Here is an 8234-nt window from a genome sequence, read left to right on the forward strand (position 1 = left end):
CGCTCGGTGATCCGATTGAGGCGCAGGCGTTGTTGGCGGCGTATGGGCAAGGTCGGCCGGAGGGGCGGCCGTTGTGGCTGGGGTCGATCAAGTCGAACCTGGGGCATACGCAGGCTGCGGCGGGTGTGGCTGGGATCATGAAGATGGTGCTGGCGATGCGGCATGGGGTGTTGCCGCGGACGTTGCATGTGGATGTGCCGTCGGGTCAGGTGGACTGGGCTTCCGGTGCGGTGGAGTTGCTGACGGAGGCTCGGGAGTGGCCGGGGGTTGCGGGGCGTCCGCGTCGGGCGGGGGTGTCGTCGTTCGGGATCAGTGGGACCAATGCGCATGTGATCGTGGAGGAGCCGGCCGCGGTCGAGGTGGCGTCTTCTGGTGGTGATGTGGCGCCGGTGGCGTGGGTGGTGTCGGGGAAGACGCCTGAGGCGCTGGTGGCGCAGGCCGATCAGCTCAGGGTGTATGCGGCCGAGCATGAGGCGTTGTCTCTGCCGGATGTGGCGTGGTCCCTGGCCGGGCGGGCGCGGTTCGAGCACCGGGCCGTGGTCGTGGGTGCGGACCGTGAGGAGTTGCTGGCCGGGCTGAGCGATGTGGGCGTGGTGGCCCCTGTGGCGGGCAAGCTCGCGTTTCTGTTCACCGGGCAGGGTGCCCAGCGGGTGGGGATGGGGCGTGAACTGGCCGCCCGTTTCCCGGTGTTCGCCGAGACTTTCGACGAGGTAGCCGGGGCACTGGATGCCCACCTTGAGCGGCCGGTTCGTGAGGTGTTGTGGGGTGAGGACCCCGCATTGCTGGAGCAGACCGGCTGGGCGCAGCCTGGCCTGTTCGCCGTCGAGGTGGCGTTGTTCCGTCTGCTGGAGTCGGTGGGTCTGAAGCCGGACTTCGTGGCCGGGCATTCGATCGGTGAGCTCGCCGCCGCGCACGTGGCGGGTGTGTTGACGCTCGTGGATGCGGCCCGACTGGTGGTCGCTCGGGGTCGGTTGATGCAGGCGCTGCCTGCGGGCGGGGCGATGGCGTCCGTCCGGGCCGACGAGGCCGAGGTGCGGGCGGCGCTCATCGAGGGTGTGGAGATCGCGGCGGTCAACGGCCCCCGCTCCGTGGTCATTTCAGGCACCGAGGACGGGGTGACCGAGACGATCGACAAGCTCCATGGCCACAAGGTCACCCGCCTCCGCGTCAGCCACGCCTTCCACTCCCCGCTGATGGAGCCCATGCTGGCCGACCTCGCCGAGGTCGCATCCCAGCTGCACTACAACTCGCCGCTGATCCCGGTGATCTCCACCCTGACCGGCCAACCGGTCACCGACGACCTGTGCGACCCCCAGTACTGGGTCCGCCAGGTCCGCGAGCCGGTCCGTTTCGCCGACGCGGTGACCGCGCTGACCGACCAGGGCGCGACCACGTTCCTCGAACTCGGCCCGGACACCGTCCTCGCCGCCATGGCCGAAGACACCCTCCCCGCAGACACACACGTCATCGCGACCCAACGCCGCGACCGGCACGAAGCCCACACCCTCCTCACCGCCCTCGGCGCCCTCCACACCCGGGGCACCGACGTCGACTTCACCGCCCTCCACCCCGGACGGCACATCGACGACCTGCCCACCTACCCCTTCCAACGCGACCACTACTGGCTGACCACGCCCCGAGGCACCGACCCCGTCGGAACCGGGCAGGCCGCGACCGGACACCCCGTGCTCGCCGCCAAGGTGGTCGTTCCCGGTAGTGAACTCGTCGTGCTGACGGGGCGGCTGGCCGAGGCCGATCACTACTGGCTCGGTGACCACGATCTGCACGGGCGGCTCATGTTCCCTGCGGCGGGATTCGTCGAGTTGGCGCTGACGGCCGGGCGTCACGCGGGCTGCGGCCTTCTCGCCGAACTGACCGTCGAGGCACCGCTGTTGCTCGACGAGGGCGGTGTGACCGTCCATGTGGTCGTCAGTGAGCAGGACGCCGAAACCGGTGCGAGGCCGGTGACCGTCCACAGTCGTAGCGGCGAGGAGTTGCCCTGGACGCGGCACGCGCACGGCACGCTGGAACCACTCGATCTTCCACCCGCGCCCATGTCCGGGCCCTGGCCGCACGTCGACGCGACGCGAGTCGACGTGCGTGAGGTCTATGAAGGGCTGCTGGCCGCCGGGTACGGCTACGGCGCGCTGTACCAGGCCGTCACGGCGGCCTGGCGGCACGGCGAGGAGTCGTACGCGGAAGTGGTCCTGCCCGAGGAGGCCGGCCGCGGGGGGGAGTTCGCGCTCCACCCGGCCCTCCTCGACGCGGCACTGCACCTGGACCGGGCGGTGGACGAGGTGACCCAGCCCGTGGTGTGGCGGGAGGTGTCCCTCGGGGCCGCCGGTGCCGGTGCGCGGACGCTACGGGTGCGGATCACACCCGGCGACGCCGGTGTCGCGCTGACGGCCGCCGACGACAGCGGGCGGCCGGTGCTGTCCGCCGCGCACGTCGAGAGTCGCGTGGTTCCCCTACCCGGGCCCGCTGACGGGGACGTACCCGCCCGGACGCGGCCGTCCGTCAGACAGCCCGCACCCGCGGACGGTCTGCGGGAGCGGCTGGCCGGGCTGCCGGAGGGCCGGCGCGCGGAGGTGCTGCTGGAACTGGTCCGTACGAACGTGGCCGCGGTCCTGGGGCACGGGTCGTGGCAGGACGTGGCACCGGACCGGCCCTTCCAGGACCTCGGGTTCGACTCGCTGGCCGCCGTCGAACTGCGCAAGGCGCTGAGCGCGGCCTGCGGACGCTGGCTGCCGCCCACGCTCGTCTTCGACCATCCGACCGCGCGGGATCTGGCCGGCAGCCTCGGCGAGCAGCTTGCCGGTGCCGCCGACCCGGCGGAGCCGGTGCTGGCCGAGGTCGACCGGCTGGCGGCGCTGCTCACCGGAGCCGAGCTGGAGCCGGCCGCGGCCGTGAAGGTCACGGGGCGGCTCGAGGCGCTGCTGCGGGAGTGGCGGGACGTCACCGACGAGTTCGGCCCGGCCGCCACCGACGGGGACGATCTGACGTCCGCCTCCGACGACGAACTGTTCGCCATGCTCGACAACCTGCAGAGCTGAAGGACCATGGGCAACGACGACAAGCTCCGCGAGTACCTCAGACGGGCCACGGCCGAACTCCAGCAGACCACCCGCAGGCTGCGTGATGCCGAGCAGCGGTGGCACGAACCCATCGCCATCGTCGCGATGGGCTGCCGCTTCCCCGGCGGTGTCAGCACCCCCGAGGACCTGTGGGAGCTGGTCGCGTCCGGCACCGACGCGATCTCCGGGTTCCCGCGCAACCGGGGCTGGGACGTGGACGGCCTGTACGACCCGGAGCCGGCGACGCCCGGCCGGACGTACTGCGCACAGGGCGGTTTCCTGTACGACGCGGGGGAGTTCGACGCGGACTTCTTCCGGATCAGCCCGCGCGAGGCGAGGCAGACCGATCCGCAGCAGCGGCTGCTGCTGGAGCTGTCGTGGGAGCTGCTGGAGCGGGCCCGTATCGATCCCGTGTCGCTCAAGGGCAGTGCGACCGGCGTGTTCGCGGGACTCGTCTACCACGACTACGCGGCCCAGGGCGTCGGCACTCTGGCCAGCGTCGCGTCCGGCCGGGTCGCCTACACGCTGGGCCTGCAGGGGCCCGCCGTGACCGTGGACACCGCCTGTTCGTCCTCCCTGGTGGCGGTGCACCTGGCCGCTCAGGCGCTGCGGGCGGGAGAGTGCACACTGGCCATCGCGGGCGGCGTCACCGTGATGGCCACACCCGACTCCTTCGTGGGCTTCAGCCAGGACCGGGGGCTGGCCCCGGACGGGCGCTGCAAGTCCTTCTCCGCCGATGCCGACGGCACGACCTGGTCCGAGGGCGTCGGACTGCTGCTGCTGGAGCGTCTGCCGGTGGCGCGGCGGCTCGGGCATCCGGTGCTGGCGGTGCTGCGCGGCAGCGCCGTCAATCAGGACGGTGCCAGCAACGGGCTGTCCGCGCCGAACGGGCCCGCCCAGCAGCGTGTGATCGAGAAGGCGCTGGCGGGTGCCCAGTTGTCCGCGGACCAGGTCGACGCCGTCGAGGCGCACGGCACCGGAACGTCCCTCGGCGACCCCATCGAGGCGCAGGCGTTGCTGGCCACGTACGGGCAGGGCCGCCCCGCGGAGCGGCCGTTGTGGCTCGGCTCCATCAAGTCCAACATCGGTCATGCGCAGGCCGCCGCCGGGGTCGGCGGCATGATCAAGATGATCGAGGCGCTGCGTCGCGAGACCTTGCCGCGGACCCTGCATCTGACGGATCCCACGCCCGGCGTGGACTGGTCGGCAGGCCATGCGCGGCTGCTGACCGAGGCCCGGCCGTGGCCGCGTACCGACCGCCCCCGGCGTGCGGGCGTCTCGGCGTTCGGCCTCAGTGGCACCAACGCCCACGTCATCATCGAGGAGGCGCCTGCCGAGGAGCCGACGGAACCCCGGCCCGTCGTCCCGGAATCCGGGCCCGCCGAGTCGTCCCCCGAATCCGGGTCCGCCGAGTCGTCCTCCGCGTGGCTCGTCCCCCTGCTGGTGTCCGGTCGCGGTGAACCGGCGCTGCGCGCCCAGGCCGCCGCACTGCTCGACCACATTCGGGCCCGGCCCGGACAGCCGTTGCCCGATCTCGGCCACTCGCTCGCCGTGTCGAGGGCGCACCTCGAGGAGCGCGCGGCCGTGGTCGCCGCCGACGAGGCGTCGGCCCGCGCCGCGCTCGCCGCGCTGGCCGACGGCCGGACCGCGGCCGGCCTGGTGCGCGGCGCTGCGCACGCGGACGCCAGGACGGCCTTCCTGTTCACCGGGCAGGGTGCCCAGCACCTCGGCATGGGCCGCGAACTGCACGCGGCGTACCCGGCGTTCGCCGACGCGCTCGACGCGGCGCTCGCCGCACTCGACCCTCGCCTGGACCGCCCGCTGCGGGAGGTGATGTGGGGCTCCGACGCCGCGCTGCTCGACCGGACCGGCTACGCCCAGCCCGCGCTCTTCGCCGTCGAGGTGGCGCTCTTCCGGCTGATGGAGTCGTGGGGTGTACGGCCGGACCATGTGCTCGGCCACTCGGTCGGCGAACTCACGGCGGCCCATGCGGCCGGGGTGCTCACCCTGGACGACGCCGCCGAACTGGTCGCCGCGCGCGGCCGGTTGATGCAGGCCCTGCCGTCCGGCGGGGCGATGGTGACGGTGCAGGCGGGCGAGGACGAGGTCACCCCCCTGCTGGACGAACGGGTCGCGGTGGCTGCCGTGAACGGCCCCTCGTCGACCGTGCTGTCCGGCGCCGAGGACGCCGTCATGGCGGTGGCGGAGCAGCTGAGGGCGGACGGGCGGCGGACCAAGCGGCTCGCCGTGTCGCACGCCTTCCACTCGGCGCTGATGGAGCCGATGCTCGACGAGTTCGCCGAGGTGGCCGCCGAAGTCCGTTACGCGGCACCCGAACTCGCGGTCGTCTCGACCCTGACCGGTGGGCCCGTGACGGCCGAACTGACCGACCCCGGTCACTGGGTGCGGCAGGTACGGGCCACCGTACGGTTCGGCGCCGGTGTGCGGTGGCTCGCCGGCCACGGCGTGACCACGTTCCTCGAACTCGGCCCCGACGCCGCGCTCAGCGCGATCGGACCCGAGAGCCTCGTACCCGGCGACGACGCCGTGTTCGTCCCCCTGCTGCGCCGCGACCGCCCGGAGGAGAACGAACTGGTCACCGCCGTGGCTCGGGCCCACACCCGGGGCACGGCCGTGAACTGGTCCGCGTTCGGCGCGGGCAGTGGCGCCCGTCTCGTCGACCTGCCGACCTACCGGTTCCAGCGCGCCTGGTACTGGTCCGAGGAGGCCGAGAAGACTGAGGAGACTGAGGAGTCCGAGCAGACCCCTACGACCGCCGACCCGGCCGACGAGACGTTCTGGAACGGCCTCGAACAGGCCGATCTGCCCGCGCTGGCCGCCGACCTGGGCGTCGGCTCCGAGGCGCTGGCCGAGGTGCTGCCCGCCCTCTCCGCCGCGCGCGGCGCCCGGCGCGCCGAGTCCGCCGTGGCCGACTGGCGCTACCGGGTCGTCTGGCAGCCCGTCGCCGACCCCCCGCCCGGCCGGCTGGACGGCCGCTGGCTGCTCGCTGTGCCGGAGGCCCGTACCGACGATCCGCTCGTGTCCGCGGCCGGCGCGGCGCTCGCGGAACACGGCGCCGAGGTCGTCCCCTTCCCGGTCCGCCCCGACGAGGACCGAGCCGCGCTGACCGCCCGGCTGCGGGAGGCCGGCGGCGCACGGGGCGGGCCAGGCGCACAGGCCGGACCGGGCGGGCCAGGCGCACAGGCCGGACCGGGCGGGCCAGGCGCACAGGCCGGACCGGGCGGGCCAGGCGCACAGGCCGGACCGGGCGGGCCAGGCGCACAGGCCGGACCGGGCGGGCCAGGCGCGCAGGCCCTACCGGGCGGGCCCGGCGCGCACGACGTACGAGGCGTGCTCTCCCTGCTCGCGCTCGCCGCTGAGCCGCCCCCCCGGCATCCCGCCCTCCCCGACGGGTACGCCGCCACGGTCGCCCTCGTGCAGGCGCTCACCGACGCCGAGGTGGCCGCGCCGCTGTGGTGCGCGACCGTCGGCGCGGTCGCCGTCGACGACACCGAACGGCCCGACCCCGCCCAGGCGATGCTGCAGGGCCTCGGCACCGGACTCGCGCTGGACCTGCCGGACACCTGGGGCGGCCTGGTCGACCTGCCCGCCGACCCCGACGACGAGGCGCTGCGCGGGATGTGTGCAGTGCTGTCCGGGACCGGAGAGTCGCCCGCGCCGGACGGTGCCGTCGAGGACCACGTCGCCGTCCGCCCGGCCGGGGTGTTCGCCCGCCGTATGGTCCGCGCGCCGCTCGAAGGGCGCCCGGCGACCCCGTGGCGCGCTTCCGGCACGGTGCTGATCACCGGCGGCACCGGCGGACTCGGCGCCCATGTGGCCCGCCTCATGGCCGAGTCGGGTGCCGAGCACCTGCTGCTGGCGGGCCGGCGGGGCGCCGAGACTCCCGGAGTCGGCGAACTGGAAGCCGAGTTGACCGCACGGGGTGCCGAAGTCACCGTGGCCGCCTGCGACGTGTCCGACCGCGACGCCGTCCGCGCCCTGCTGGACGGGATCCCCGCCGACCGCCCACTGACCGCCGTCGTCCATGCGGCCGGTGCCAAGCAGCGGATGGCGCCGCCTTGCGAACTCACCCTCGACGAGCTCGCGGACGTGGCCTCCGCCAAGGTGGCGGGCGCCGCACACCTCGACGACCTGCTCGCCGGGACACCGCTGGACGCGTTCGTGCTGTTCTCCTCGGGCGCCGCGGTGTGGGGCAGCGCCGGTCAGGCCGGCTACGCCGCCGCCAACGCCCATCTGGACGCGCTCGCCGCCGCCCGCCGGGCCCGTGGTCTGACCGCCACCTCGATCGCCTGGGGCTCCTGGGACGGCGGCATGGTCGACGCCGAACTCGCGGCGGGCATGCGGCGGCTCGGCGCCCCGCCCATGCGGCCTGACCTGGCCGTCACCGCGCTGCGCCAGGCCCTCGACCACCGCGAGCACCACCTCGTGGTCGCCGACATCGACTGGCCCCGCTTCGCCCCCGTCTACACCCTGGCCCGCCCGCGCCCCCTGCTCGACGCCCTGCCCGAAGCGGCGGCCGCCGGACCCGGCGGGGGAGCCGCCGAGGCGTCGTCCGTCCTGGCCGACCGCCTGGCCGCACTGCCGCCCGCCCAGCAGGACCGCGAGGTCCTCGACCTCGTCCGCACCCATGTGGCCGCCCTGCTCGGCTACGGCGACCCACAGACGCTGGAGCCCGCAAAGGCCTTCTCGGACCTGGGCTTCGACTCCGTCGCCGCCACCGATCTCAAGATCCGGCTGTCGACGGCCACCGGCCTCGACCTGCCGGCCACCCTGGTCTTCGACCACGCCACCCCGGCCGCGGTCGCCGGGCATCTGCGCACCCTGCTCGCACCGCCCACCGGCGCGGCGCGGCTGCTCGCCGACCTCGACCGGCTGGAGGCCGCCGTCGCCGCGCTGCCCGCCGACGAGATCGGGCAGCACCGGATCACCGCCCGGCTGCGCACCCTGCTCACGGCCGCCGAGGCCGCCGAGGCCGCCGAGGCCGATGGCGGCCGGATCAGTGAGGACGCCACGGCGGACGAACTCTTCGACTTCATCGACAACCAGCTCGGCCTGAACGGCTGACCCCGCGGACCCGACCCTGCAGATGAGGACAGTGAGATGGCCGAGGACAAGAAGCTTCTCGACTACCTGCGACGG

Annotated in this window: 2 protein-coding genes; both read left to right on the forward strand. The window is 74.0% G+C overall.

Translation table 11 applies throughout. From position 1 onward, the window contains the following. Positions 1–3053 (forward strand): type I polyketide synthase (locus F7R91_RS32145; protein WP_150955013.1); only part of this gene is annotated, 3053 nt, incomplete at its 5' end. A 6-nt stretch (positions 3054–3059) separates the two neighbouring features. Next, complete coding sequence (locus tag F7R91_RS32150) at positions 3060–8159, forward strand: type I polyketide synthase (protein ID WP_150955016.1); 5100 nt, start codon at positions 3060–3062, stop codon at positions 8157–8159. Positions 8160–8234 lie beyond the last annotated feature (75 nt).

Origin of the sequence: Streptomyces luteolifulvus, assembly GCF_008806595.1 — a bacterium.
GTDB lineage: Bacteria > Actinomycetota > Actinomycetes > Streptomycetales > Streptomycetaceae > Streptomyces > Streptomyces luteolifulvus.